Origin of the sequence: Sorangium sp. So ce185 (assembly GCF_051526825.1) — a bacterium.
In the GTDB taxonomy this organism is placed as follows: domain Bacteria; phylum Myxococcota_A; class Polyangia; order Polyangiales; family Polyangiaceae; genus Sorangium; species Sorangium cellulosum_D.
Genome location: NZ_CP150316.1, coordinates 3,088,634 through 3,112,525 on the forward strand (window position 1 = coordinate 3,088,634; position 23,892 = coordinate 3,112,525).

The window sequence follows — 23,892 nt, forward strand, 5'->3', positions numbered from 1 at the left end:
GCGCGCAAACGGGCGCTCGACGGCTCGGATATGCGCCGCTGAGCGCGTTGCGCCCTGTCGGCAGGCGCGCTGCCGGACACCCTATCGTCGCTCAGCGCGCCCAGCCCCACGCGAGCGCACGGCGCCCCCGCCGCGCGAGCCCGCGCTGCTTCCAGTTTGGTGCGTCGCGGGCCTCCGGATATGTTCGCGCGGTATGGCCTCACGTCCTCCCGGTGCCGCTTCGCTGCGCAGGATCGCGCCCGGCAGCGACGCGGGCTGCTCGGCGGCGGAGCCGTCGAAGGAGCAGCGAAATGACGAGCTGGCGTCTGGATCCGGAGGCTTTGCGTGGTCACATCGCGGTCGTCGCCGGGGCGACGCGGGGGGCGGGCCGCGGGATCGCGATCGCCCTGGGAGAGGCCGGCGCCACGGTGATCTGTACCGGCCGCAGCAGCCGCAACCGCTCCCTGCAATCCGACTACGGCCGCCCGGAGACGATCGAGGAGACCGCCGAGCTCGTCACCTCGCGGGGCGGCCGCGGCATCCCCATGGTCGTCGACCACCTCGACGACTCCCAGGTCGAGCGTCTGGCGGGCCAGATCCGGGATGCGTACGGCCACATCGACATCTTGGTCAACGACATCTGGGGCGCCGAGCGGCTCAAAGGTGGACCCTCCGAATGGAACACGCCCATCTGGCGGCACGACCTCCAGAAGGGGCTCCGGATCCTCCGGCTCGCCATCGAGACGCACCTGATCACCTCCCACCACCTCATCCCGCTCCTGATCGTTCGCCCCGGAGGCCTTCTCGTCGAGGTGACCGACGGCACCGCCGACTACAACGCCTCGCGATACCGCATCTCGGTGTTCTACGACCTGGCCAAGGCGGCGGTGAATCGTCTGGCGTTCTCCCAAGGCCACGAGCTCGCGCCGCACGGGGCCACGGCCGTGGCGATCAGCCCCGGATGGCTCCGATCCGAGATGATGCTCGAGAACTACAAGGTCACCGAGGACAACTGGCGCGCTGCGCCCGCTCCGCCCGGGTTTGCGGTCTCGGAGTCGCCTCGCTACGTGGGGCGCGCGGTCGTGGCGCTTGCGACCGACACCCGGCGTGAGCGATGGAACCAGCGGTCGGTGACCTCCGCGCAGCTGGCGGCCGAGTACGGCTTCACCGACCTCGACGGCTCACGCCCCGATGTGTGGCGATACAGCCAGGCCGTCGAGGACGGCGACCAGGACGTCGAGCCGAGCGACTACCGGTGAGCCGCCCATGTTCAAAACACCTCGACGTTTCGTAGCAATCGTTCACGGAGCGGTTCGAACGCCGGTACACCAAGGAGAGCCGGAAACCCCGCACACTCAAGGATGGACGTTCGCAGGTATCCCAACAGATCGCTGGGATCGGGCAGCGCCGAGACCGGGCGTCGCGGTCCAGTCCAGGAGAAGTTCTGCCAGGGCGCGAGCCAGCCGCCGCCGACCGCGATGCCATACGGCACCCCGCCGCTGATGTTGTCCTTGTGGTAGCCGTCCGGAGCGAGGCTCAGCAGGTACGGACCATCCAGCAGCGGCGAGCCCGGATCCTCGCTCAAGTCGGTGAAGTCTTGCACGGTAAACTCGACCCACGCAGCGCTACATGGGTCCACGTGGACGCCATCACAGTAGCCGTCCGGCCCGGTGACACCGTGAGCCTTCCAGAATTAGACGTGCGAGTACCCCTCGAGGTCCACGAGTGAGATCCCCCCAACCTGCTGCCAAAACGCGACGAGGACCGGCGGAACCTCTCCACCGACCGTTGCCTCGAGGTGCCACCGTCTCGAATCGAGGCCAGGTTCGGGCGGGATGACTCCCGGGACCGGCGGGTAGCCCAGATCGCGGAGATTTGTCATGAGAGCTGCCACGGCCTTCTCCAAACCAGCGAGCGCGTGCACCGCGTCGCGCGCCGCTGCCTGGGCGTCGGCAAGGGCCGCGTCGCGCCAGGAGCGCTGCGCCATCAAGATCGTCATCGCGTCAATCATCGCGGCCCCTCCGAGCCTACCCAACGATCCGTCGATGGGTCGACCGAAGCCGCCGGGCCAGGTCTCTCTCAATCGTCGTCTTTTGTGACGTCCCCGCGCGAAAAATCTCACGGATCGGCTCTTCGCCGCAACACCCAAACGCGGTCCAGATCCATCGTATAGAGCCGTCCGACACCGGCAGCAGTCGCGCCCTTTGCGGGGGGCCGGGGGCGCCTGAGGGGGCGCGACGGATGCGCAACTGGGCGTCCCGTCGGGGAGGGCCACCCAGGCGCCGGCCGTGACGTCGGCGGCGTGCTGGGCGCGCACGGCGGTAAGGGGACCGCGGAGCGAGGGACGGGGCGGATCGCGGCAGCTCGCCCCCTCTGGCGACGCCGGCGCCCAGCCGCTCCGCGCCCGGCGGGCGACGCAGAGGCGCCGGGCACGCCGGCAAAAAACGACACCGGACGGTTTCGGAACTTGACAGTATCGAAACTCGTCGGTATCGATATGTGCACAGGGTGAGGTGACCGCATGACCCAGAACGAGGACGAGCGCGCCGAGGTCGAGCCCGCGAGGCCGGGGCGCAAGCGAGACCGCTCGCGCGACGCCACGATCCTCGAGGCCGCGCTCGAGGTCCTCGCCGAGGTGGGCGCAGCAGGCTTGACGATGGACCTGGTGGCCGCGCGGGCCGGCGCCGGGAAGGCGACCATCTACCGTCGCTGGACCTCGAAGGTCGAGCTCGTCATCGACGCCGTCGCGCACATGAAGCGCAATCAGGTCGACATCGAGCATCTGCCCGACACGGGCACGCTCCGCGGAGACCTCCTCGGCCTGTTCAAGCCGCCGTCGATCGAAGAAGGCGAGCGCAAGCTCAAGATCATGACCGGGCTCGCCTCGCTGCTCTCGCAGGAGCAGGCGCTCGCCGAGGCAGCGAACAGCGCGGTCGTCGAGCCGTGGGCCGAAGCGCATCTCGCGCTGATGCAGCGGGCCGTGGCGCGCGGCGAGATCTCGGCGTCCGCCGACATCGCCACCCTGTCCCAGGTCGTCCCGTCGATGGCCGCGTACCGCACCCTGGTCCAGCGCAAGCCGATCGACCTCGCCTTCCTCGTGTCGATGGTCGACGGCGTCATCGTGCCAGCCCTCCGGAATCAGCCCTCCGGCGTGGGACAAGGCTCGACAGGCCGTCGGCCTGATCCCACCACCTCACCGGCCGACGAATCCGCGCCGGCGCCCCGACGGGCCCCGCGCGCGCGGACACGCTCGAAACCCTGAACCTGCATAGGAGAACGTCATGACCGTCAGCGTTACCAACCACCTCAACTTCCGCGGCGATGCCCGAGCGGCGCTGGAGTTCTACCAGTCCGTGTTCGGCGGTGACCTCACCATCGTGACCTACAAGGACGCCCACAACGTCCAGGCTCCGTCGGAGGCGGATCAGGTGATGTGGGGCCAAGTCGCCGCCAAGAACGGCTTTCGCGTGATGGCTTACGACGTGCCCTCCCGGACGCCATGGGAGCGAGGCGAGAACGCGTTCTTCGTCTCGGTCCGCGGCGACTCGGCCGCCGAGATCTCCGCGCTCTGGGAGCAGCTCTCCGCTGGCGCGACCATCGTGCAGCCCCTGGCGCCGTCGGGGTGGACCCCCCTGTACGGCATGCTCAAGGATCGCTTCGGCGTCACGTGGGTCCTGGATGTCGCGACGGAGTACAAGGCGTCCTGAGCGCGCGGAAGAGCGCGCGCGCAAGGAGACAACGATGACCCCGTCGTTTGGATCGACCTCGACCACGGACGAAGTGCTCGAGGGCCGCGATCTCAGCGGCAAACGCATCCTGGTCACCGGCGTCTCCGCCGGCCTCGGCGTCGAGACGGCGCGCGCGCTGGTCGCCCACGGGGCCCACGTCGTGGGCGCAGCGCGCAACCTCGAGAAAGCGGAAGCGGCGACCCGCGGGGTGCGAGCGGCGAACGCCGGCTCCGGACGGCTCGAGCTCGTGGAGCTGGACCTCGCCTCGCTGGCCAGCGTGCGCCGCTGCGCGGACGATCTGCTGAGGCAGGGGGAGCCGTTCGACCTCGTCATCGCCAACGCCGGCGTGATGGCGTGCCCGTTCGGCCTGACCGAGGATGGGTTCGAGCTGCAATTCGGCACGAACCACCTCGGGCATTTCGTGCTCGTCAACCGGATCGCGTCCTTGCTGCGGGCGGGCTCGAGGGTGGTGTCCCTCTCGTCCGCGGGGCATCGCTACGCGGACGTCGACCTCGACGATCCTCATTTCGAGCGCACGCGTTACGAGCCGTTCGTCGCCTACGGGCGCTCCAAGACCGCGAACATCCTGTTCGCGGTGGAGCTCGATCGACGCCTCCGCGGGCGCGGGACGCGCGCCACCGCCGTGCATCCGGGCGTCATCGCGACCGAGCTCGGGCGTCACCTCCCCGGCGACTCCCTCTCGACCCTGGTCGAGCGAATCAACGCGGACCTCGCTGCTCGAGGCAAACCGCCGTTCGTCCCGAAGACGATCCCCCAAGGCGCGGCGACGTCGGTCTGGGCTGGCGTCGTGGCCGAGGCGGACGAGGTCGGAGGCCGCTACTGCGAGAACTGCCATGTCACCACGAGGGTGACCCTCGACCCGATCGATCCCATCAGCGAAGGGGTCCGTCCGTACGCCCTCGATCTCGAGCGAGCAGCGGCGCTCTGGGCGAAGAGCGAGGAATTGGTCCGCGAGCGCTCCTGAGTCGACGGCCGGAGGCCATGGGTCTCCACCTGCGGCAAGATCTTGCCGGCAATTCCGGCAAGCCCCGGCAAGATCTTGCCAGCTCCTTCGCCGATCGCCCTCGCCTTGGCCTTCGACCACGGTCCGAGGACCGCTGTCGATGGCCAGCCCTCACCATGTTTACGCGCGGATCGAGCGCGCTAGCCCAGGTCTCCTCCTCCTCGCCAGGCGCGCGGCACGATCATTGAAATGAGAGGGGCAGAAGGGGACGGACAGCGCCAAGCGCGCTTCCGACAACAACAATCCCTTTGAGGAGGTACATCATGGGTTTTTATGGACCGGTCACGACGCATGGTCTCGAGGCGACGGCCGAGTTTCGCGCCACCGGGTTTGGCGGGGTCGTGGGCGTGCTTGGCATCAAGGTGAGCGGCGAGGCGCAGAACTTCACGTCCGGGTTCGTGCTGGTGCGGGACGAGAAGTTCGTCGGCGGCCTGAGGTACAATCTCATGGGCTGGACGGGCCCGCTGGGGAAGGGGGATTCGCCCTTCCATCACGAGCAGGGCTTCGATCTCGGCGCGATGCCGCCCGAGGAGATCGTCATCGCGTCGGCCAGCGAGACGATCCGGGTGCCCGTCAAGCTGCCGAAGGCGTCGGCGGCGGCGCCCACGCCCACGAACACCGGGCTGCCCGCGCCGCTCATGGGCGTCGGCTCGTCGACGAAGCTCGATTACGACGAGGCGTACGGCGCGGCGCTGCGCGATCTGGTCGCGAAGTGGAAGCCCGAGCTCCTCGCGAGCCGCGAGATCGCCCTGTACCGGCAAGAGGTGACGTTCCTGGGGCTCGTGCTCGGGGCGCCGACGTTCCGGCTGACGGTCACCCTGATCGCGCCCGACAAGGCCGCGAGCTGACCGGCGCCGCGCGGTCGCGCGGTCGCGCGGGAGCGAGCGCGCCGCGCCGGCTGCGCCGCTCCCCGCCCGACCCGCGGCCTGCGCGGACCCCTCAGCGCTGGTCGGCGCGGGCCTGATCCTGAATGGCGTTGAACACGGCGGCCATCTCATCGGCGCCGTGGCCGAGCTGCAACGCCCGCTTGAAATACGACAGGATGAGCTCCGGGATGCGCCGGTCAACGTTGTTCTCCCGGCTGAGACGCGCGATGTGCTCGAGGGCGCCGGTGTGGATGTCCAGCGTGCAGTCGGTCCCCTTGAAATCGCCGGTCGACAGCATCTTGTTGCACATGTCGGCGGTGATCGAGATGAGCGGCATGATCGCCTGGTACTTGGCGAAATAGGCGTCGAGGGGGAACTTCTCCGACGCGCAGATCGCCGCGCCGTGCAGGAACGACAGCGTGGCGCCGTAAAAGCTCTCCAGGAGAGCGCAGTCGAGCGCTGCCGCGGCCCCGATCGGCTCGCCGACGTGGGAGGTTGCCCCGCCGATGACGCGCAGCGTCGGCTCGTGGCGGTCGTAGAGCCCCTTGGGACCCGAGTAGAACACCGGCGTCTGTTCACCCCCGATGTAGCTGGGGTAAGCCATGATGCACCCGTCCAGGTAGCCGATCCCGAGCTCCGACGTCCATGCCGCCCCGCTGCGGGCGTCGCTGGGCGTGCCGCTGGTCAGCTGTACCAGCGTCCGACCCTTCGCGGCCTCGGCCACGACGGGCGCGCGGAGGACCTGGTCGCTCGCTTCGTAGTTGGACAGCGAGATGATCGTCAGGTCGCTCTCGCTGCATGCCTGTTCGGGCGTCGCCGCCACCTTCGCCTGGCCCTGAAACGGCGCTGCCTTGCTGTGGGTCCGGTTCCATACGGTCACCCGATGACCGGCGTTGATGTAGGCGCGCGCCAGCGCGGCGCCCATTTGACCCAAGCCGATGATGGACACGGTCTCTTTGTGCGACATGATCTGGTTCTTCTCTCCTGTGATCGCCTGAGGGGCTCCGAGCGCGCGCTCCTCACCCTCTCTTCATCTGGCGCGACCGATTCGAGCTGACCGCCGTCGAGGACGCGAGCGAGGCATGCGCACCTGCCATGAGGACGAGCGCTTCGTGCGAGTCCTGCGGCTGCCGAGGGACGCCAGATTCAGAGCCTACCGAGGGCGGAGGAAAAGTAAAACGATTCGAGGGGGTCGAGGGCGGATCGCCATGCCCGCTTGAGGTGGCGGAAGCAGGTGTTTCCCGCGTCACGCCCCTTCTACCGGCCGGACGGGGCCTTGCGCGTTGGTGCCCCGCGCCCGCCGGGGTACGCTCCCGAGGCATGGCGTCACGTCTTCTCCTTGAAGCGGCCTCGGTGTGTGGGCTCGCCCTCGGCTGCGCGGCGTGCAAGCCGGCGGCGGAGCCGCTGCCGGCCCATGTGCGCGTCTCCATCGACGGCGCGGTCATCAGCCCGGCCAAGGCGGATGGGCGCCAGTGGGACGGCATGGGCACGGTCCCGGCGGGGGCGCTGACCGCCATCGGCGACCTGCTCCGCGCGGCGCACCCCGCCGCGGCGGCCGCCAGCGCGGCGGGGTACGCCGCGGAGGCGGCGGGGGCGGGCACCGAGCCGCCGGAGCCGTTCGGCTCGGCGGAGCTGTTCGCGGGCGGCCGGTCGCTCGGCCGGCTCACGCTCGATCGCCCGGGGCAGCGCGACACCTGCACGCCCGGGTGGAAAGGCCCGCCGACCTGGCGCCGCGTGCCGCTCGCGCCGGACGTCCACGTGAGCGGTGAGCTCATCGACCGCGACCTCGTGAGCGACGACTTCATCGGGAGGTTCGCCATCCACCGCGATCACCTCATCGAGGCGCTCCGGGCGCGCACGGTGGTTCCGGTGGCCGTCGGCAACCAGGCCGCCGGACAGGTGCTGTTCGTCTGGATCGAGGTCTGGCCGGAGTAGACCGGCGTGGATCCGGGCGCCTGCGCGGCGCAGCGCCGGTGTGGCAAAGCTGCTCGGCCGGTTCTGCGGTGCGCCCTCCCGGTGTATCCTGCCGGTTGCCGCCCGTGGGACTCCGGGGCGATTTCCGAGCCCAGTCTGGTTACTGTCGTAGGTAGATCGCCCCACCATTCCCCGGGCGGCTTTCGTATGCCGCCCGCGCCCCCCGCACGCTTCCATACCGAGCGCGTCGAGCGCGAGGACCTCGTCATGTTCATCAACGCCTGCTTCGCGTGCACCGGGCAGGCCGAGTTCTACGGCTCCTCCGGCGGCCAGGTCGTCTCCGTCGACTTCCTCCACGAGTACATCCTCGGCAACTACCGCCGCCTCTACGCGCGCACGCTCGCGGCCGGCATCAACCACTTCAACCAGGCGCGCATCGCCGTGAACCTCCTCGCGACCGGCGCCGAGACGCCCCCCGCCGATCGGCGCGAGGAGGGGCTGCTCATCGCGGCCGCGCTCCGCGAGCTGCCGCCGCAGCGCGCGCTCCGGGCGCTCCGCGAGCTCCGGGAGCGGCGCGTGAACAACCGCCGCGCGCGCGCCGTCATCCGCGACTACCTCGCCGGCCGGCCCGACCCGGCCTTCGACGCCGTGAAGTACCGCGCCCACGTCCGCGCGCTCGCCGTGCACGCGCACCTCCGGCTCCCGGGCGAGATCGGGCCGTTCCTGTTCGAGCCCGGGCGGCGCGCGCCGTTCGAGGCGCCGCTCCTCGAGCGCGCGCGGCAGGCCCGCTACGCGAAGGAGGCGATCTTCGACCTGCCGCTGACCGTCGCCGAGGGCCTCGCCGCCGCCCGCGGCGTCTCGCGCGACGAGCTCCTGCGCCGCGCCGCCCCGCGCATGACCGAGGGCGAGCGCCTGCGGCTGCAGCGCGCCGCCGGGCGCGAGGACGTCGACCTCGCCGTCGACCTCGGCCGCGCCCCGCTCACGCGCGTCGCCCTCTACGCGCTCTCCCTGCCCGAGGCGGCGCGGCGCGATCGCCGCGACGAGCTCCACGCCGCGCTCGAGCGCGCCGCCGCCCGCGCGCTCCGCCGGAGCCCCGCCGCGCTCGGGCGCGTCGCCGCCGTGCTCGACCGGAGCTACTCGGCGTCCGGATCGAGCGAGAAGCGCCGCCGCCCGCTCGCCGTCGCGCTCGGCGTGAGCTACCTGCTCCGCGCCGCCGCGAGCGAGTACCGCGCGTTCTGGACCGCGCCCACACCGGACGAGATCCTCGTCGGCGCGCGCGGCCAGACCGATCTCGCGACGCCGCTGCTCGACGCGCTCGCGTGGCGGCCGGACGTCGTGATCGTGGTCTCGGACGGCTTCGAGAACGACCCGGCCGGCGCCGCCGCCGAGGTCGCGCGGTGCTTCCGGGCGCGGCTCGATCCGGGGCAGCGCACGTCGATCGTCCACATCAACCCGGTGTTCGACAGCGAGCGCTACGCGCCGCGCGCGCTCGGCCCGTCGATCCCGACGGTCGGCCTGCGCGACGCCGAGGATCTGCCGACGGTCCTCGGCTTCGCGCGGTTCGCCGAGGGGACGGCGCCGCTCGCGGAGCTCGAGCGTTACCTCGCGCGGCGCGCGGATGCCCTGCTCGCGCGGCACGCCAGGGCGCCCGGCGCGTCGGTGCCGGCGGAAGAGTCGCCCGTCGCGGCGGCGCCGTCAGAGGAGGCGCCCGCGGCGGCGCTCGAGGCGCCCTGATGGCGAAGGGGCCGGCCCTGCTCCAGTCGCTCTCGCTCCGGGGCCTCACGGCCACGCACGCCCAGGTCTTCGCGGGCGTGCGCCTGGTCCCGCTCCTCCGGTCCGCGCCGCGCGACGACCTGCGCATCGCCCGCCGCCGGTACGACGACCCCATGGCGCTCGTCGATGTGGGCGACGGCTCGTACTACTCGAGCTACGTGCCGCACGCGCTCGTGGTCGGGTGGACCGAGGACGGCTCGCCGGTCGCGTCCTACGGCGCGGCGCTCGCGGGGCCCGCCGACCGCAACCCGCTCGCCAAGATCTGCCGCGGCGTCAACGTGCTCCACCGCATGGTGCGGCGCGAGGCGCGCGGCGAGGACCCGGCCGAGCGGAACCGCCTGCGCCTCCTGCCGCAGCACCTCGCGATGGAGGGCTTCCTCGCCTTGCACTTCAACGCCCCCGAGATCGCCTGGTCCGAGTACTCGCGGCGGGCGATCTCCCGCGGCCTCGATCCGCGCACCGAGGTGTCGCTCTCCGGCCGGGCGATCCCGAGCCTCGAGGACGCGCTGCGCGTCTTCGAGATCCACGAGGGCCAGAGCGGCCTGCTGCTCTTCGTCGGCGAGCTGCTCGCGTCGGTGTTCGTGGTGTCGCACCCCGACGACTACCGCGCGCTGCACCGCACGCTGATCGAGGACTTCTACGAGCAGACGCTGCTCTACGCGGCCCGCCACAACGGCGACAGCCAGGCGTTCGTGCATCCGATCGACGAGGCGCAGATCGGCTCGCTCGACGACCTGCGGGCCGCGCTCGGCCGGGCGCGGGCCGAGGCCGGCGCGCTGCACGTGGACACGGCCGCGGGCCTCCTCGGCCGGCCGATCGCGGCGCAGCGCGTGTACCGGGCGGGGCCGTTCTCGCTGCAGCGGTTCATGACCGAGCTCGATCCGGCGCTCGACAACCACATCGGCGAGGCGATCGTGCGCGACGACGGCTCGCTGGAGTACGCGAAGACCTACCGGCTCTCGGCCGGGCAGGTGCGGCGCGCGCGGCTCCTGGAGCAGCTCGCCGCGCACGGGTGGAACCTGGACGCCACCGCGGCGGCGCTCCGGATCGCGCGCGACCAGCTGCTCCGGCGGATCGACGGGGAGGGGTTCGGCTATCTGATCGCGGAGCACGTGCTCAAGGCGGCGCTGAAGCGGACGAGGTGAGCGCGCTCGGTGAGGGGGCCGCGCGGCGCGCGGCTTCGGTCGGGCGCCGCGCCGGGACGGCGGAGGGCGCGTCCTCACGGGAGCGGGTGAGCCCCACCCAACAAATACTCACGCACCGCGTCCCGGAACTGCCCGTCGTCGCTGTCGATGTCGGTTTGCGTGACATCGCCGCTGCCGAACACGGCGCCCAGGGCGCCGATGCTCACGAGCTCGCTCAGGTGATCGAAGAAGTAGCGGACGCGGTTGTCGCGGTAGCGCTTCGGCGTCCCGCCGGGGGTATCGCTGGGCTGCCCGAGCGGCACTTGCCACCACAGCACGGGCCGGCCCACGTCTTCGGAAAGCTTCTGAACGAAATGGATGTACTCGGTGAACCGATCTTCGGTCTCCCAGTACCAGGGGCCGCCGTCGCTGCTGCAATCACCCGACTCGTAACACCCGGCGTCACGATCGAGCACGCTCACGATGAGGATGTCGGCGTCGGAGGCGCCTATCCGATCCAGCGTGAGCGCATCGCTCGCCGGAGGGCCGGCAAGCCCGCTCGTGGCATGGAACCCCACGACCACGTTCGGGGCGATCACATGCGCGAGGTGCATGAGACAGCGCCCAAAATGATTCAGATCGGCGGTCATCCACTTACATTCCTGGAGGTGCAATGTGGCCACGGCGGGCGCCGCCTGGTCCTGGGCGTGGGCGAAGAGGTATGGCTCCAGGTTCACCACCCGCGGCGCGCCGGTCCGCGCGAGGCGCCTGAACACCTCGGTGACGTTGTCCCAGTAGACGCGCATCGCCGTCTGGTCCGCGAGGATCGCTCTGATGCTCGGCCAGCTCAGGGTGTGCAACGTGCCCAGCGAGAGCGTGACCATGGGTACCACGCCGTTCCGATCGTCGGCTGCGAGCGCCTGGTCGAGCGTCGACCATCGCCGGTCGTTCGTCGGATCGGCCAGGCGATCGACGAGGTGGTCGTGCAGATCGAGCGTGATCCCGAGCTCATGGTGGGCAACCTGCTCGTCGGCCTGAGCATGCCCGAGCCCGATCAGGAAGCTCCTCGACCTCCCGAGCAGCTGCGTCGCGATCTCTCCGGCCGTGCCGCCCTTGCAGCGGTCGTTTGTCCCATCGGGCCTGCGCTCGCAGCCGAACGGACACTCCTTGTCGATGGTCGCGGTTCCTTGGTAACATTGGTAAAGGGTGTGGGCATCACCCCCCTCAACATCGTTGTTGCCGCAGTAGAGTCCGCCCGTCGGCACATCGCACCTGAGCACGGGGGCGCCGCCTCCGCCGGTCGCGCCGGTGTCGATCGTACCCGTCCCCACCGTGCCCGCACCGGTCGTGCCGACGCCACCAGCGCCGGTGTCTCCGGTACCACCTCCGCCGCGCTCAACCACGCCACCGCTGCCGCTCTCCGCCGCGCCGCTGCCCCCTCCGTCGCCCGCGACGGCATCGCTCTCCCTGTCCTTCAGGCCGCGGAGGGAGATGCACGCCGCCCCAGCGGGGCCGCACAGCAGGAGCGGCACCACGAGCCAGCCGGATCCAACCGAGCGGAGGCGGCGCATCAGAAGCTCCCCTGGATCACCCCGCCACCTCCGCTCGAGGCGACCCAGCCTGTCACCGTGGGTGTCGGCCTGGCACGCTCTCGCGAGGAGGGCGCACTCAGGTACCCGACCGCCGCCGCGACCAGCGCCCCTGCGCCGACACCCCCGAACGAGATGGCGAGCACGAGATCGCGGTTCCGGCGGGCCTCCAGATCCCTGGCCTGCGCGGCCGTGAGCGACGGGCAGTCATAGCCTCCGCCTTCGTAGGTCGGGCAGCGCCTGTCGACAGCGCGCTGCGCGATCCCGAAGTCGGCGGCGAACACCGCAGCCGCGGCGGACGCGAGCGCTCCGCCGGCGCCGACCCACCCCGGCCATCTCGGCGTCGATCGAGCTTGTAGCTCCGGCCGTCGCACGTCCGGCGCCGCGAGCGGAGCGGATCTGAGCACGACCTCGACCGGCACCACATCCCCCTGGGCGGCCATGACCGTGAGGCGCTCTGTCATGTAACCCGGGGCAGCCACCGTGATCGTGTGCCTGCCCGGATCGACCATCCGGCGAAGACCCGCCGCGGATCTCGGGAGAACGGAGCCATCCAGCTTGACGACGACCGCCGCGCCGGAGGGGGGACCTTCGACGGTGATCTCGATTGCCGGGATGCGCGCCAGGAGCTCCTCCGAGAGCTTCGCTGCCTCGACGCGCGCCTTCGTGAACTCCGGCGGCTCCGATGGCGACACGGGATACCGCATGACGCGAAGCGCGATGTCGCGCGCGTCGAGGAGCCGCTTCAGGCGCTGCTGCGTCAACGCCCGCGCGATCCCCGTGGTGGGGACCTTCATGATCTCATCGGCTTCGGTGAACGCGGTCAGCGCCCCCTGGAAATCGCTTTTGGCGAACCTCGCTCGCCCCTCGGCCATCCGCACGCGCGCGATCTCCTGCTCGGCGCCGGTCGGCTCCGCGCGGAGCGGGCCGGCCGACAGGGCGACGCCGGCGGCCACGAGCACGGCGGCCACTGCCGCGCGTGCCTTGCGCAAGGGGATGCGTTCAGAAACCATCGGTCCTTGGCATCGCGGGGGGAAGTCCGTCATCGTTGGGTCCCTCGGGAGCCTGGCGCGTCTGCGCAGGCAGCTTCTGGTGACTCTCCGGCGACATGGTCAGGCGCCGCCGGTTGGCTTGATGGGGCGGCGTCCGTGCGCGCTCGGGGATCGCTGTGACTGCCGCGGCGGCCACGCTCGCCGGCGCAGCGCCCGCCGTCAACATCGCCGCGGGCACCTCGCCGACTCCGCTGTTCCGGGGCGGCGACGTGGCCTCGGGCTGTGGCCCGGGCGTGACGTCCATCATCACCGGCTCCGAGGGCTTGACGGGCTCCGCGAGCCTCGCCGGCTCGGCGCGCCGCCCGACGACGTGCGTGGCCACGGACGTGGCGGCGACGATCGCCGCGATCGCCGCCACCGTGGCCACGCCCCTGGCGCGCGTCCCCCGAGGCACTCTGTCACCGCATACGGCGGCCTGCTTGGCCGCGGGCAGCGGCAGCGGGCCCGCAGCGCGCGGCGCGCTGGCCGGCGAGGCTCGCTCGCCCGCACGCGCGGCCGGCGGCTCACGGTCGGGCTGTGGTGTCCTCGGGCCGCCCGCGCATGTCGGCCCCGGGCGATCGCGCCCTGACCGTGCTGGCGCGGCGTCTGCGGGCGCCCCGGACGCGACCTCGAAGGCGATCGCCATCTGGAGCGCGGAGAGGAACCGGCCTGCGGGGGATCGGCTGAACGCGCGCTCGAACCACACGTCCAGCGCCGCTGGGAGGTCGGGCGAGAGCTCGCTCGGCGGGGTGAATGCCCCCAGGGCGATGTGGGCGCGCAGCTCCTGGAGCGTCGCCCCGTTGAACGGCAGCTGCGTGAACAGCGCATAGTAGGTGGTGACAGCCAGCGACCAGAGGTCTGCCTGAATGTCGACGCGTTGCGCGTCGTCGAGCTGCTCCGGGCTCGCGTAGACCGGGGTGCCGATCGCCGCGCCGGCGGACGTCGCGCCGCTGAGCTCGCCCTGCTTGGCGATCCCGAAATCGAGCAACTTGACGAAGAGGCCGCCGTCCGGCTCCTCGGTCAGAAAGACGTTGTCCGGCTTGATGTCGCGGTGGACGATCCCGAGCGGGTGCGCTCTGGCCAGAGCGTGCGACACCTGCCGGACGACCGTCGCCACCTCGGCCATCGTCAGCGGACCGGCGCGCCTCACGCGCTGGCCGAGGTCCTCGCCCTCGAGGAGCTCCATCACCATGTAGGCCGTGCCATCACCCGTGAGCCCGTAGTCGAACACCTGCACGACATGAGGGCTCTTGATCTGCGCGGCCGCCATCGCTTCGCGCTTGAAGCGGGCCGCGATCACCCCGCTGCCGGACAGGTCGGGCTGGATGAACTTGACAGCGACGAGCGCGCCGAGGCTCCGGTGCTCGGCAGCCCACACGCTCCCCATTCCCCCCTGTCCCACAGGACGTACGAGGCGCAGGTTCGGCGTGATGTGTTGCCCTTCCAGGAGTTCCATCTCGCAGACATGATCGCGTCATCGCGACAGAGCATCACCGAGTCAAGGTGAACACGCGAATGGGCCTACGGCGCCTCATCGGCCATTGGTCACTGGTCATCGGTCACTGGGTAGCGGCGGTTGGTCCAAACCAATAGCCCATCACGTCCCATCCATCAAGTCCCGGCGCCGCCGCGCAGGCCATATCGCTTCATTGCCTTCTGGACGAAATTCCGCCCCACACCGGCAAGCTCGGCAGTGCGGCACACGTTGCCACCCGCCTGTTTGAGCGCGATCTCCAGGTATGCTCTCTCGTACGCTTCCGCGACGCGATCTCGGCCGATGAGGAGCGGGACGTCCAGCGACACGTTGAGCGTCGCGGCGATCGGGGCGAGCCCGACCTCCTGGAACCGGGCGCCGGGGCCGCCGAGCGAGAGCGCGCGCTCGACGGCATTGCGCAGCTCGCGCACGTTGCCGGGCCACGATTGAGCGCTGAAGGCGTGCAGGACCGCGTCGGGGAGCGGAGGTCTCGGGCTCCCCGGGATGGCGCGCTCCTGCTCGAAGTGCCGGACGAGGAGAGGGACGTCCTCGAGCCTCTCCCGCAGTGGCGGGAGACGCACGGTGATGACCGCGAGCCGGTAGTAGAGATCCTCCCGGAACTCGCCGCGCTCCACCTCTTTGCTGAGGGAGCGGTTCGTGGCCGCGATGATCCGGACATCGACGCGCCGCGGCTTGTTCGAGCCGACGCGGCGCACCTCCCGGCTCTCGAGGGCGCGGAGCAGCTTCGGCTGGAGCTCGATCGGGAGCTCTCCGATCTCGTCCAGGAACAGCGTGCCGCCGTCGGCCTCCTCGAACGCCCCGGCGCGATCGGTCAGGGCGCCCGTGAACGCGCCTCGCACGTGGCCGAAGAGCTCGCTTTCCATCAAGCTCGGTGTCACAGCGGAGCAATCGAAGACGGCGAACGGCCCCGCGGCGCGGGCGCTGTTCTCGTGGACGCCCGCGGCGACCAGCTCTTTCCCCGTCCCGGTCTCCCCCTCGACGAGGAGCGTCGCGTCCGTCGGGGCGAGGCGCTCGAGCAGGGCGAAGACGCGCCGCATCGCGACGCTGCCGCCGAGCAGCCGCCCGAAGCGATCGTTGGCCGAGAGGGGCACCTCGACGACGTCGGTCAGCATGCGCAGGTGCAGCGTCGAGCCGCCCACGGCGATCGACGAGTCGGGCCGCGCATAGGCGTCGCGCACCTGCGTCCCGTCGATCGATGTCCCGTTCCTGCTGCCGGCGTCGATGACCCGGATCGCGTCGCCTTCGATGCGGAGGATCAGGTGCACGCGGCTCACGGTCGGATCCTCGAGCACGAAGTCGCACTCTTCGCTGCTGCCGATGCGGACCTCGGGGCCTGGCAGGTCGGCGTTCGCTCCGGCCGCCGGTCCCTTCACGACGTCGATGCGGATCTTGTTCGACCGCAGCTTGAGACCTTCCGCCGAGCGCTCTACAGGCAGCGTCTTGTCCTCGGGCTTCATGGCGCGACAAGCTACCTCGGCCGCCGTCGCCTGTCGAACGCCCGGTGGTGCATTCAGATGGATGCACCGCCGGGGCGCGGATCGCGGAGGGGTGCATCCGGGCGAATGCACTCTGACCCGAAAGCCCGCGAGATGACCGCCATCTCGGCTCGGCACGGCGCGTGCTGTCAGGGGGAGTGCTCGCGCCCGGGCGTGGAGACCCGCTCCCGGGACGCATGATGTTGGAACGAGATGAGGAGAGAGAACATGGACACGCGTCTTTCCATCAGTATGGTCGCGCTCGCTGGACTGGCGGCTCCTGTCGCGCTCGCCGCGTGCTCGGCCCCTGGCACGGAGACCCCCGAGGCCGGGCTGGACCACACGGCGTCGGCCGCCCAGGCGCTGATCGCCGACGTTCCTTACCTGCGCCAGCTCGACTACGCCGGGATCGGAGAGTCTGCCTGCGGGCCTACCTCGCTTGCGATGATCCTGCGCTACTACTATCCGACGAGCTTCATCGATGTCCCGGAGATCTACCACGCGGGCTTCCAGTCTTACGGTTATAAGGGCCCCGCCGTGGGGTACCGCAACATCAGCTGGGGAGCGGGGGTCACGGCGGATCCCGGAGACACGGCGATACCCGCTGGCTACAAGGACTACTACAAGCGCCGGGGCTACTCCGGCGCGCTCCGGGAGGCGATGGTGAGGTACCTCAACCACGTCTGGGGCATGCAGACCACGGACCTGTACAGCGAGGACGCCCTGTACAGCGCCCTTGCGGCAGGGCCGGTGATCGGCCACGTCTACGCCAACGGAGACAGCGCCGCCGGTCATTACCTCGTGATCCTCGGGATCGAAGATCAGGGTACCCCGTCCCGCGACGACGACGCGGTGATCGTCAACGACCCTTACGACGGCTGGGCAGGCATCGCCGAGGGCGGTCAGGGGAAGGCGATCTCGCACCACGATTTCTTCGTGCGGGGGCGGGACGGCTCGCGGTGGTTCCGCGATGCCATCCAGCTCTTCCCGAACGAGCCGGCGGAGCAGCGCGCCTACACGGTGCTGGTCGACACCGGGAACAACCCCACCAGCGGGAACGCCGCGCGGAACGTCTTCCAGGTGGACGACGTGAACGACGCGATCGACGGCACGAGCGATCTCGTGTGGTGGACCTATTACGGCCCCATGGGGAACTGGTACTACCCGAACGAAGCAAACCGCGCCGCCCGCTGGACGCCGCGGCTCGAGGCGGGCGGGATGTTCGAGGTGTCGACCAAGTTCGTCGGCGACCCGGAGAGCGGTACGGTCACGTACCGTGTGTACAACGCATCGGGCGCCGAGATCGCCACGGAGACCGTGGACCAGCACAGGAGCTCGATGGAGACGGGCTGGGCGGTGATCGCGAGCTCGGTCGAGCTCACGAACGGCGCCTACGTGCGGGCCACGGACATCTCGCCCGGTACGAACGTCGACGCCATCAAGTTCAAGTACCTCGGGCCGAGCAGCGGCGGCGGGACCTTCGCCTCCTGGCGTTGCCCGATGAGCTTCTACGGCACGCGCGACGGGTGCGATTGCAACTGCGGCGCTCCTGATCCCGACTGCTCCTGGCCCGATGAGCAGCTCTATGGATGCGACCGAGGTCAATCGTGCAGCGCCGCTGGTGTGTGTGTGCCGTGATGGTCGAGGAGCGCGCCTCGTCGGGGCCGCGCTGAGAGTCGCTGGCGCGGGCGCGGTCTCAGCGCGTCGCGCCCGGCTCTGTGCCGTGCAGGGCTCGATCTGTGCCAGGTGAGGGGGGGTCCGGCACTGGCACAACCGCAATGCATTGCGACACACCGGGGTCCGGACCCCTCGAGAACGTTCTTCGGAGCGTCCGAGAGTGCGATTGTGTGCCAAAAATCGCTCCGCAACGCGCTTTTTTGTGCCATTTGCCCCCTGAAAACGCGGTTTGTTGTGCCAAGAGGGGGGGTCGGACCCCTCCGGACCGCACTGCAGAGCGTTCGCAGGGGTCCCGGACCCCTCCGGGTTGCCATGCAGTGCGTGCGCGGGCGGGCTGGAACGCTGCTCGGCGAAACGCGGAGCGTGCCCGAGGCGAAACGACGCGCGTGGACCAGGTAATCTCGCTCTCATGCAGAGGCCTGGGGCGCCCGGCGTGTGGATGGAGATCGCGCTCGACAGCGGCGGAGCCGAGGTGCGGGCTTCGGCTCGCGGCAACCGGGGGGAGCAGACCGCAGCTCATGCGCTCGGTCCGGAGCTGGGCGCGGAGCACCTCGACCGCTTCGCGGGCGACGTGCGCCAGGCGGCCGCGCGCGCGCGGCCGCTGGACGAGCGCGTCGCGAGGATGGCGCAGGCGCTCCATGGCGCCGTGCTCCGCGAAGGGATCGACGACCTCCGGGCGCGCCTCGGCGAGGCCGCGGGCGGGCCGCTGCTCGTGCGCCTCGCGATCGGCGAGCCGGGGCTGCAAGAGGTCCCGTGGGAGGCGCTCGCCGCGCCGGGCGGGGCGATGCGCCACTGGGGGACGTCGCCGGATCTGCTGCCCGTGCGCGGCGTCAGGAGCAACGAGCCGTGGCAGCCGCGCGAGGTGCGCGGCGCGGTGCGCGTGCTCGCGATCGCGCCCGCCGGCGGCGCCGCGCTCGCGCGGCTCAAGGAGGCGCTCGCCGGCCCGATGGCCGCGGGCGAGGTCGAGTGGCTGGCGCCGATCGAGGGGCAGGCCGCGCGGCTGCCGTGGCTCTTCGATCGCCTGCGCTGCGAGCCGATCCCGCACGTGCTCCATTTCGTCGGCCACGGAGGGGTGCAGGACGGCGTCCCCGTCCTGCGGCTCGCGGACGCGGACGGCGACGAGCGCTGGCTGCGGGTCGAGCTCCTCGGGCAGCAGCTCGCGGCCGGCTTCTGCAGCTTTCTCCGGCTCGTGGTGCTCGAGGCGTGCGAGGGAGCGCGGCCGGCGGCGTTCGCGTCGGCCGCGGAGATCCTCGCCCGGGCCGGCGCGGACGCGGTGGTCGCGCACCTGTGGCCGGTCCAGGCCGACGTGGCCAGGGCGTTCTCAACGCAGCTCTACCGCGCGCTCGCCGGCGCGAGCCTCGGCAAAGGGGACGTCGCGCGCGCCGTGAGCGAGGCGCGGCGGGCGATCCTCGCCGAGTTCGAGGGCAGCGCCGAGGCGTTCTCGCCGGTCGTGTACCTCCGGGGGCCGGACGGGGTGCTGTTCGACTTCAAGGGGCGCAAGGTGGCTCCTCCCCTGGTGCTGCAGCCCGCGGTGAGCGACGCGGCGAGGGCGATCGAGCCTGCGCTCGCGCGCATCGTTTCGCGGCCGTTCTCGCTGCTGCTCGGGGATCGGTGGAAGGCGGAGCGCGCCGCGCTCGACCGATTTCGCGACAAGCTCCGGACCGAGCTCGCGAGGGGGTCCGAGCCGCCGCCGGCGGGCCTGCCGATGAGCGCGCTGGCCCAGCGGTACGCGCTCCGCCGCGGGGCCGACAAGCTGGGCGCCGAGTTCCAGCGCGCGTTCCGCGCCGGCGCGGAGGCTCCTCCGGTGATCAAGGCGCTGGCGCGCGCCCTCGGCCCCGGGGCGCACGCGACGCTGCTCCGCAGCCCGCTGCTGGAGATCGCGCTCGCGGAGCAGCAGCCGGAGAGGACGATCCACGTGATCCAGCCCGACGAGGAGAGCACGCTGGTGCTGCGGCGTGCGGCCGGCGGCGACTGGGAGGCGCTCGAGGCGCCGCCCGCGTCGGTCGATCTGGAGCGGGAGATCGTGCTGCTGCGGCTCTACCGCGGGTACACGCCGGAGCAGATCTTCACGCGGCCGCTGCTCACCGAGGATGACTACCTGCTCGGCTTCCGCGAGCTCGAGAGCGCGCTGCCCCGCGACGTGGCCGACGAGATCCTGAGCACGCTGAACAGCCGGCCGGCGCTGATCGCCGGGATGTCGCTGACGACTTGGCACCACCGGATGCTGCTGCACCGGCTGTTCGGCCGGCGGCCGGTGCCGCGAGGGAGCCTGGCGATGATCGAGCCGGACGACGCCGAGCGGGAGCTCTGGGAGAAGGGCGTGAGCCTGCCGGGGAGAGCCGGCGTGGGGGTCGTCGCGGCGAGCGGCGAGGACGTCGTCGGTTGGCTCGAAGCGCTCGTGGCGGCTGGGGGGAACAGCCGATGAGCAAGGCGAGCGCGCCGCACAACCCCTTTCCGGGCCCGCAGCCGTACCGCGCCGCGGATCGCGGGTATTTCTTCGGCCGGGAGGAGCTCACGAGGAAGCTCGCGCATCGGCTCATGGCGCACCCATGCACCACGGTGTTCGGGCCTTCCGGGGCGGGGAAGTCGTCGCTGATGCAAGCGGGCGTGATCCCGCTCCTGGAGGAGGCGCACGACTTCCGGATCGTGCGCGTTGATACGTGGCCGCCCGGGGAGATGCCGCTCTCCTGGCTCGTGCGCGCGATCTTCGACGATCTACAGCTGGGCGATGTGCCTGACGGGAAGAAGTTGGTCGAAGCGCTTGACGAGGCGATGAGCCTTGCCGAGCGGAGGAGCGAACGGCCGATCCTGATCTACCTGGATCAGCTCGAGCAGTTGCTCTTTTCGGGGAGAGACACGGCGGAGGTGAGCGCTCTGATCGAGGCGGTCGATCGGCTGGCGCAGAGCCCGAGCCGGGGGCTGCAAATCGCGCTCTCGCTGCGGGAGGATTACCTCGGGCGTTTCCGGGATCGGGCGAGAGGGCGGCGGGAACTTCTCGATCACGGTTTTCGGCTAGGACCGCTCACGGTCGGCGAGATGGCCCGGGCGGTGTGCCAGGCGGTGAAGGACGGGAGGCCGGCCCAGCGCTGGAGCGGAGAGCAGGTACGCGCACTGATGCTGGAGGTGCGGACGCCTGGATCGTCGGCCTCGGAGGAGGCAGAGGTGCAGGCCGCCTTCGGGCAGATCGTTTGCCGTGCGCTGTGGGAGGAGCGCGCGGCGGGGCAGGGCAGCGAGGCCGGGGTCGTGGAGGCGGAGGCCATCGTGTACCGCTACCTCGAGGCCACGGTGGATGGGCTGGGGGCGCTGAGCGAGGCAGCGCGGCACCTGCTCGAGGAGCACCTCGTCGATGGAGAGGGGCACCGGACTTTGCTGACCGAGCACGAGGCGCGCGGCGTGCTGCCCGCCGGCGCTGCAGAGGAGGTGCTCGGGCGGTTGGAGAGGGCGGCGGTGCTTCGCGCAGCGGAGCACCAGGGGAGCCGGTACTTCGAGCTCGGGCACGACTGGCTGGCGAGCCGGGTGTTCCAGCGGAGGCGGGAGCGGGAACAGGAAGAGGCGGAGAGGAAGCGGAGGGAGAAAGATGGCCAGAGGATCGCCCGCGAGCGCAAAGCGCGGCGGACGCTGGCAGCGATTGCGGCAGCCGCGGTTGTGGTGGCCGCCGCGATGGCGGTCATCGTTCTGTGGGCGTTAAGGCAGCGGGACATGGCGCGGAGCGCCGAAGATGCCGCGCGAAGGGCGGAGGGGGCGGCGAAGACAGCGCAGCAGGAGGCTACGGCCCAGGCGGGGCGCGCGCGGACTTCTTTCTTGATGGCCGGAGTTCGTGAGCTCTTGGCGAGAAACAAGCCGGCGCCAGCGGTGAAGCTGCTGCTCGAAGTCGCGGAGCCGGAAAAAGTACGAGGCTGGACCGACTTGACACATGATGTGCTGGTTCTGGGTCCTCCGATGCTGACGCTGCGCGGTCATCGCAGTGAAGTGTTCTTTGCCGGCTTCAGCCCCGATGGCCGGCGCGTCGTCACCGCGTCGGCGGACAAGACGGCGCGGGTGTGGAACGCAGACGGCAGGGGAGCGCCCGTTGTGCTCCGGGGCCACGAGGGCGAGGTTGTGTCGGCGGCGTTCAGCGCCGACGGGCAGCGGGTGGTCACCGCGTCAGCGGACAAGACGGCGCGGGTGTGGAACGCAGATGGCAGCGGAGCGCCCGTTGTGCTCCGGAGCCACGAGGGCGAGGTTGTGTCGGCGGCGTTCAGCCCCGATGGCCGGCGCGTCGTCACCGCGTCGGCGGACAAGACGGCGCGGGTGTGGAGCGCAGACGGCACGAGAGCGCTCGTCGTGCTCCAGGGGCACGAGGGCAAGGTTGTGTCGGCGGCATTCAGCGCCGACGGGGAGCAGGTGGTCACCGCGTCGAGGGACGCTACGGCGCGGGTGTGGAACGCAGACGGCAGGGGAGCGCCCGTTGTGCTCCGGGGCCACGAGGGCGACGTTGTGTCGGCGACGTTCAGCGCCGACGGGCAACGGGTGGTCACCGCGTCGGACGACAAGACCGCGCGGGTGTGGAACGTAGACGACAGCGGAACGCCCGTTGTGCTCCGGGGCCACGAGGGCGAGGTTGTGTCGGCGGCGTTCAGCGCCGACGGGCAACGGATAGTTACCGCGTCGAGGGACAGGACGGCGCGGGTGTGGAAAGCGGACGGCAGCGGCCAGCCGGTCGTGTTCCGGGGCCACGAGGAGTGGGTTTTGTCGGCGGCGTTCAGCGCCGACGGGCAGCGGGTGGTCACCGCCTCGGACGACAAGACGGCCCGGGTGTGGAGAGCGGACGGCAGCGGTCCGCCCGTTGTGCTCCGAGGCCACGAGCAGAGGGTTAGTTCCGCGGCGTTCAGCGCCGACGGGCAGCGGGTGGTCACAGCATCATTCGACAAGGCGGCGCGGGTGTGGAAAGCGGACGGCAGCGGCCAGCCGGTCGTGTTCCGGGGCCACGAGGCCGAGGTTTGGTCCGCGGCGTTCAGCGCCGACGGGCAGCGGGTGGTCACAGCATCATTCGACAAGACGGCGCGGGTGTGGAGAGCGGACGGCAGCGGCCAGCCCGTCGTGCTCCGGGGCCACGATGCCGAGGTTTGGTCCGCGGCGTTCAGCGCCGACGGGCAGCGGGTGGTCACAGCATCATTCGACAAGACGGCGCGGGTGTGGAAAGCGGACGGCAGCGGTCCGCCCATCGTGCTCCGGGGTCACGAGGACTGGGTTTTGTCCGCGGCATTCAGCGCCGACGGGCAGCGGGTGGTCACCGCGTCGGACGACAAAACGGCACGGGTATGGAACGCAAATGGCAGCGGCCAGCCGGTCGTGCTCCGGGGCCACGAGCAGAGGGTTAGTTCCGCGGCGTTCAGCGCCGACGGGCAGCGGGTGGTCACGGCATCATTCGACAAGACGGCGCGGGTGTGGCAAGCGGACGGCAGCGGCCAGCCCGTCGTGCTTCGTGGCCACGAGCAGAGGGTTTTGTCCGTGGCGTTCAGCGCCGACGGGCAGCGGGTGGTCACGACATCATTCGACAAGACGGCGCGGGTGTGGCAAGCGGACGGCAGCGGCCAGCCCGTCGTGCTTCGTGGCCACGAGGCTGAGGTTTGGTCCGCGGCGTTCAGCGCCGACGGGCAGCGGGTGGTCACGGCATCATTCGACAGGACGGCACGGGTGTGGCAAGTGGACGGCAGCGGCCCGCCCGTCGTGCTCCGGGGCCACGAGGACTGGATTTTGTCCGCGGTGTTCAGCGCTGACGGGCAGCGGGTGGTCACCGCGTCGAAGGACAAGACGGCGCGGGTGTGGCAAGCGGACGGCAGCGGCCCGCCCGTCGTGCTCCGGGGCCACGAGGATGCGGGTGTCTCCGCGGCGTTCAGCGCTGACGGGCAGCGGGTGGTCACAGCGTCGGGCGACAAGACAGCGCGTGTGTGGGCTCTCTCTGTCTCCACTCTTCAGCTATTCCTCCGCTCTGCCACCACCGACTGCCTCTCCGCTGAAATGCGCCGAGCTTACCTCGATGAGAGCGAGGAAGACGCCCGGAAAGGCTACGAGTCTTGCGAGCGCTCCTATGGCCGAATACCGTTCTACCCAGATGTCAACCTGCCGTGAGCCGCGAAGGTGCCCTCCGCGCGATATGACACCGGAAGGGTGAGACCGAGCGACGACCACGTGGAGCCGATCTTCCTCGACACTCCGTCTCCGTGAACAACGGCGC

General features: G+C 70.8%; 18 protein-coding genes. 11 read left to right on the forward strand and 7 right to left on the reverse strand.

Annotated elements, in window-relative coordinates; all coding sequences use genetic code 11:
* Window positions 1-290: 290 nt before the first annotated feature.
* The gene (locus WMF26_RS11530; RefSeq protein WP_438000348.1) at window positions 291-1,238 is read left to right on the forward strand and encodes an SDR family oxidoreductase; all 948 of its coding nucleotides are present in this window, start codon (window positions 291-293) and stop codon (window positions 1,236-1,238) included.
* A gap of 11 nt (window positions 1,239-1,249) precedes the next feature.
* Here the strand turns inward: WMF26_RS11530 and WMF26_RS11535 are convergent, their stop codons facing one another.
* Together WMF26_RS11535 and WMF26_RS11540 are read right to left on the reverse strand one after the other, a co-directional pair.
* The gene (locus tag WMF26_RS11535) at window positions 1,250-1,582 is read right to left on the reverse strand and encodes a hypothetical protein (RefSeq protein ID WP_438000349.1); all 333 of its coding nucleotides are present in this window, start codon (window positions 1,580-1,582) and stop codon (window positions 1,250-1,252) included.
* A 90-nt stretch (window positions 1,583-1,672) separates the two neighbouring features.
* Complete coding sequence (locus tag WMF26_RS11540; RefSeq protein WP_438000350.1) at window positions 1,673-1,978, reverse strand: hypothetical protein; 306 nt, start codon at window positions 1,976-1,978, stop codon at window positions 1,673-1,675.
* A gap of 522 nt (window positions 1,979-2,500) precedes the next feature.
* On the opposite strand from WMF26_RS11540, the gene WMF26_RS11545 reads away from it, so the two are divergent.
* The 4 genes from WMF26_RS11545 to WMF26_RS11560 all read left to right on the forward strand — a co-directional run bounded on the left by WMF26_RS11545 (window position 2,501) and on the right by WMF26_RS11560 (window position 5,579).
* Window positions 2,501-3,241 carry a TetR/AcrR family transcriptional regulator gene (locus WMF26_RS11545; RefSeq protein ID WP_438000351.1) on the forward strand — a complete coding sequence of 247 codons (741 nt, stop codon included), beginning with the start codon at window positions 2,501-2,503 and terminating at the stop codon, window positions 3,239-3,241.
* 19 nt (window positions 3,242-3,260) lie between these two features.
* Window positions 3,261-3,686: a VOC family protein gene (locus tag WMF26_RS11550; protein ID WP_438000352.1), complete on the forward strand. Its 426-nt coding sequence runs from the start codon at window positions 3,261-3,263 to the stop codon at window positions 3,684-3,686.
* A gap of 34 nt (window positions 3,687-3,720) precedes the next feature.
* Window positions 3,721-4,692 (forward strand): SDR family NAD(P)-dependent oxidoreductase, encoded by a 972-nt coding sequence (locus tag WMF26_RS11555; RefSeq protein WP_438000353.1) that lies wholly within the window; start codon window positions 3,721-3,723, stop codon window positions 4,690-4,692.
* A gap of 302 nt (window positions 4,693-4,994) precedes the next feature.
* Window positions 4,995-5,579: a hypothetical protein gene (locus WMF26_RS11560; RefSeq protein WP_061625347.1), complete on the forward strand. Its 585-nt coding sequence runs from the start codon at window positions 4,995-4,997 to the stop codon at window positions 5,577-5,579.
* 91 nt (window positions 5,580-5,670) lie between these two features.
* Here WMF26_RS11560 and WMF26_RS11565 read toward each other — a convergent pair whose 3' ends face one another.
* Window positions 5,671-6,564, reverse strand: a complete 894-nt coding sequence (locus WMF26_RS11565; protein WP_438000354.1) for an NAD(P)-dependent oxidoreductase — start codon at window positions 6,562-6,564, stop codon at window positions 5,671-5,673.
* 353 nt (window positions 6,565-6,917) lie between these two features.
* On the opposite strand from WMF26_RS11565, the gene WMF26_RS11570 reads away from it, so the two are divergent.
* From WMF26_RS11570 to WMF26_RS11580, 3 genes are all read left to right on the forward strand, one after another.
* Window positions 6,918-7,532 (forward strand): hypothetical protein, encoded by a 615-nt coding sequence (locus tag WMF26_RS11570; protein WP_438000355.1) that lies wholly within the window; start codon window positions 6,918-6,920, stop codon window positions 7,530-7,532.
* Between the two features lie 186 nt (window positions 7,533-7,718).
* Window positions 7,719-9,245 (forward strand): hypothetical protein, encoded by a 1,527-nt coding sequence (locus WMF26_RS11575; protein ID WP_438000356.1) that lies wholly within the window; start codon window positions 7,719-7,721, stop codon window positions 9,243-9,245.
* Window positions 9,245-10,429, forward strand: coding sequence for an ARPP-2 domain-containing protein (locus WMF26_RS11580; RefSeq protein WP_438000357.1), 1,185 nt, complete (start codon window positions 9,245-9,247; stop codon window positions 10,427-10,429). Before WMF26_RS11575 ends, WMF26_RS11580 begins: the two co-directional genes overlap by 1 nt.
* A gap of 74 nt (window positions 10,430-10,503) precedes the next feature.
* On the opposite strand, the gene WMF26_RS11585 is transcribed toward WMF26_RS11580, so the two are convergent.
* From WMF26_RS11585 to WMF26_RS11600, 4 genes are all read right to left on the reverse strand, one after another.
* Window positions 10,504-11,979, reverse strand: coding sequence for a hypothetical protein (locus tag WMF26_RS11585; protein WP_438000358.1), 1,476 nt, complete (start codon window positions 11,977-11,979; stop codon window positions 10,504-10,506).
* Complete coding sequence (locus tag WMF26_RS11590) at window positions 11,979-12,989, reverse strand: hypothetical protein (protein WP_438000359.1); 1,011 nt, start codon at window positions 12,987-12,989, stop codon at window positions 11,979-11,981. The genes WMF26_RS11585 and WMF26_RS11590 overlap by 1 nt, the downstream gene beginning before the upstream one ends.
* A 10-nt stretch (window positions 12,990-12,999) precedes the next feature.
* Complete coding sequence (locus WMF26_RS11595) at window positions 13,000-14,484, reverse strand: protein kinase domain-containing protein (protein WP_438000360.1); 1,485 nt, start codon at window positions 14,482-14,484, stop codon at window positions 13,000-13,002.
* 155 nt (window positions 14,485-14,639) lie between these two features.
* On the reverse strand, window positions 14,640-15,980 hold the full coding sequence (locus tag WMF26_RS11600; RefSeq protein ID WP_438000361.1) for a sigma 54-interacting transcriptional regulator: 1,341 nt from the start codon (window positions 15,978-15,980) through the stop codon (window positions 14,640-14,642).
* A 246-nt stretch (window positions 15,981-16,226) separates the two neighbouring features.
* Between WMF26_RS11600 and WMF26_RS11605 the strand changes: the two genes are divergently transcribed.
* The 3 genes from WMF26_RS11605 to WMF26_RS11615 all read left to right on the forward strand — a co-directional run bounded on the left by WMF26_RS11605 (window position 16,227) and on the right by WMF26_RS11615 (window position 23,786).
* Window positions 16,227-17,636, forward strand: a complete 1,410-nt coding sequence (locus tag WMF26_RS11605) for a C39 family peptidase (RefSeq protein WP_438000362.1) — start codon at window positions 16,227-16,229, stop codon at window positions 17,634-17,636.
* 448 nt (window positions 17,637-18,084) lie between these two features.
* Window positions 18,085-20,100: a CHAT domain-containing protein gene (locus WMF26_RS11610; protein ID WP_438000363.1), complete on the forward strand. Its 2,016-nt coding sequence runs from the start codon at window positions 18,085-18,087 to the stop codon at window positions 20,098-20,100.
* A complete protein-coding gene (locus WMF26_RS11615; protein WP_438000364.1) occupies window positions 20,097-23,786 on the forward strand; it encodes an nSTAND1 domain-containing NTPase in 3,690 nt (1,229 codons plus the stop codon). Before WMF26_RS11610 ends, WMF26_RS11615 begins: the two co-directional genes overlap by 4 nt.
* The last annotated feature ends 106 nt before the right edge of the window (window positions 23,787-23,892 follow it).

What these genes read in the sequence shown, in the direction of transcription:
- WMF26_RS11530 (WP_438000348.1), top strand. Translation starts at nt 291, where the DNA reads ATGACGAGCTGGCGTCTGGATCCGGAGGCTTTGCGTGGTCACATCGCG.
- WMF26_RS11540 (WP_438000350.1), bottom strand. Translation starts at nt 1,978, where the DNA reads ATGACGATCTTGATGGCGCAGCGCTCCTGGCGCGACGCGGCCCTTGCC.
- WMF26_RS11545 (WP_438000351.1), top strand. Translation starts at nt 2,501, where the DNA reads ATGACCCAGAACGAGGACGAGCGCGCCGAGGTCGAGCCCGCGAGGCCG.
- WMF26_RS11550 (WP_438000352.1), top strand. Translation starts at nt 3,261, where the DNA reads ATGACCGTCAGCGTTACCAACCACCTCAACTTCCGCGGCGATGCCCGA.
- WMF26_RS11555 (WP_438000353.1), top strand. Translation starts at nt 3,721, where the DNA reads ATGACCCCGTCGTTTGGATCGACCTCGACCACGGACGAAGTGCTCGAG.
- WMF26_RS11560 (WP_061625347.1), top strand. Translation starts at nt 4,995, where the DNA reads ATGGGTTTTTATGGACCGGTCACGACGCATGGTCTCGAGGCGACGGCC.
- WMF26_RS11565 (WP_438000354.1), bottom strand. Translation starts at nt 6,564, where the DNA reads ATGTCGCACAAAGAGACCGTGTCCATCATCGGCTTGGGTCAAATGGGC.
- WMF26_RS11570 (WP_438000355.1), top strand. Translation starts at nt 6,918, where the DNA reads ATGGCGTCACGTCTTCTCCTTGAAGCGGCCTCGGTGTGTGGGCTCGCC.
- WMF26_RS11575 (WP_438000356.1), top strand. Translation starts at nt 7,719, where the DNA reads ATGCCGCCCGCGCCCCCCGCACGCTTCCATACCGAGCGCGTCGAGCGC.
- WMF26_RS11580 (WP_438000357.1), top strand. Translation starts at nt 9,245, where the DNA reads ATGGCGAAGGGGCCGGCCCTGCTCCAGTCGCTCTCGCTCCGGGGCCTC.
- WMF26_RS11585 (WP_438000358.1), bottom strand. Translation starts at nt 11,979, where the DNA reads ATGCGCCGCCTCCGCTCGGTTGGATCCGGCTGGCTCGTGGTGCCGCTC.
- WMF26_RS11595 (WP_438000360.1), bottom strand. Translation starts at nt 14,484, where the DNA reads ATGGAACTCCTGGAAGGGCAACACATCACGCCGAACCTGCGCCTCGTA.
- WMF26_RS11600 (WP_438000361.1), bottom strand. Translation starts at nt 15,980, where the DNA reads ATGAAGCCCGAGGACAAGACGCTGCCTGTAGAGCGCTCGGCGGAAGGT.
- WMF26_RS11605 (WP_438000362.1), top strand. Translation starts at nt 16,227, where the DNA reads ATGGACACGCGTCTTTCCATCAGTATGGTCGCGCTCGCTGGACTGGCG.
- WMF26_RS11610 (WP_438000363.1), top strand. Translation starts at nt 18,085, where the DNA reads ATGCAGAGGCCTGGGGCGCCCGGCGTGTGGATGGAGATCGCGCTCGAC.
- WMF26_RS11615 (WP_438000364.1), top strand. Translation starts at nt 20,097, where the DNA reads ATGAGCAAGGCGAGCGCGCCGCACAACCCCTTTCCGGGCCCGCAGCCG.